Raw genomic sequence first — 1618 nt, 5'->3', positions numbered from 1 at the left:
CAGGCGCAGCCCGAGTTCGAACGAGCTGCGAGCCATTCGGGGAGGTGTCGAGTTCGCACAATCGACACCTCGACACCTTTTACTTGTCATAACGTAAGTTATCGGCGTTCACATAATGGCTGGTCGAGCCCCGTTTTGGGGCCACAGTTTGACTCGAGCTGCGATCGCCACGCATCAGGCACCGTGTAATGCTCGGCACGATCCTCTAGGCATCCAAGGCGCAGCAGCAGGTCTGCCACACGTTCCTGCGCATACGAGTTTGGCGGCTTTCGCTGAGCGTTAGGGCGTGCGGGATCACCTGGTGAGCCTCGTCGGGGTCTGGTGTGGATTGGGTGTGGCGCGGTAGTCTGGGGGCACAACGGGCCGGATACCGGAACGTTGCCTGCCGAGGGCTCCCGCGAGGGGGCCCTCGTTTTATTTAGGGCTCCCAGGTGCGTTGCCGGTGGGTGTTTTGGTAGATCAGGTGGGCGAGTTTGTCGGTGACTGCTTGAGCTCGGGGGTGCTGATTGTGCACCGCCTGGGCTCGGCGGTGGATGTAGACGGCCATGTCGACGGCCTGTAGGCCGGGGGTGTGCCGTGAGTCGGCGAAGTTGATGGGCGCGGAGATGTGCTGAAGTCGGCTTGGCCGGTATCCGCCGGTGCCGAAGTCTTGGTAGGCGCTGAACTGGTCCTGGTGTTGGGCGCTGGTGGCGATCTCGTCGGCGATGACGATCGCCTGCTCTCCGGCGCCGTGTTGGGCAGTGTAAGTGTCGATCTGCTCGAGCAGGTGGCGGAACACTACGGTGTGGGGCTGTTGCGGGTACCGATATCGGGCGTTGAGGCGTCTGACGTCCACCCCTTCGAAGAGGTACCGCACGCCCGCGTGTTGTGCTGCCCGTAGGACGGCACTGTAGAGGCCAGCTGCTTCGCGGTGTTTGCCGCGAAGGTTGGCCCACTGTCCTGCGCCGCCCATGATCTCGTGTCCATGGAACTCAGCCGTGGGATCGGTGCCGTGTTTCGTGGCGGTTCGCTCGGCGATCTGCGTGTAGAGCTGGTGGAGTTGCTCCCATTGGTCGTAGTCGGCGATTGCTGCCCCGATGTAATAGAGGTCCTGGTCGTAGGACTCGTCGACATAGGCGATCAGCACGTAGTCCATTGTCTCACTCGGGCGCGACAGGCTTGTGTGGCGCGGGCCGCGGTGGCCCGGGACCCGCCTTGTTCCTCGTTGGTTGGCAGGGGTGCTCCGACGGCGAGGTTCCGGCCGGTTTGCTGCGCACTGGCGCGACGGGGATGCTTCGGTTCGGCGCCTGTGGTAACGTTGGTAACAGATCGCGTTACCGGTTACCGGTTACCGGTTACCGAATACTGAATCTGGAAGGGCTGCCATGTCGTCGTCGGAGAAGATCGCTCACGCCTACGGCGTACTCGTCGCGCGGGGGGACAAGGTCACCGTGCGGGCGGTGCAGAAACAGGCGGGGATGCGGATCGGCGAGGTAGCGGCGTGGATGCGCGAGCACGCCACGGGCGCAGCAGGCGAGGTTCCCGAGGCCCCGGACTTGTCTGAGCCGATGTCGGCGATGGTGGCCTCGGTGTGGGCGGCGGCGTGGAAGCGCGCCGCCGAGCAGGCAGACGAGGCCAC

General features: G+C 64.2%; 2 protein-coding genes. One reads left to right on the top strand and one right to left on the bottom strand.

Annotated elements, in window-relative coordinates; all coding sequences use genetic code 11:
* Nucleotides 1-418 precede the first annotated feature (418 nt).
* Entirely contained in the window at nt 419-1135 is a 717-nt protein-coding gene (locus ACWIE7_RS19210) for a DUF3800 domain-containing protein (RefSeq protein WP_067718684.1), read from the bottom strand.
* A gap of 229 nt (nt 1136-1364) precedes the next feature.
* Here ACWIE7_RS19210 and ACWIE7_RS19205 point away from each other — a divergent pair.
* Nucleotides 1365-1618: DNA-binding protein (locus ACWIE7_RS19205; protein ID WP_454070339.1), on the top strand; the 254-nt coding region annotated here is incomplete at its 3' end.

The sequence above is a fragment of the Dietzia sp. NPDC055343 genome, from assembly GCF_053645265.1.
The sequence above is the reverse complement of the archived record's forward strand: the minus strand, read 5'-3'. Positions and strand labels throughout refer to the sequence as shown.

Coding starts and splice junctions, on each gene's coding strand:
- ACWIE7_RS19210 (WP_067718684.1), bottom strand. CDS start 1,135: ATGGACTACGTGCTGATCGCCTATGTCGACGAGTCCTACGACCAGGAC.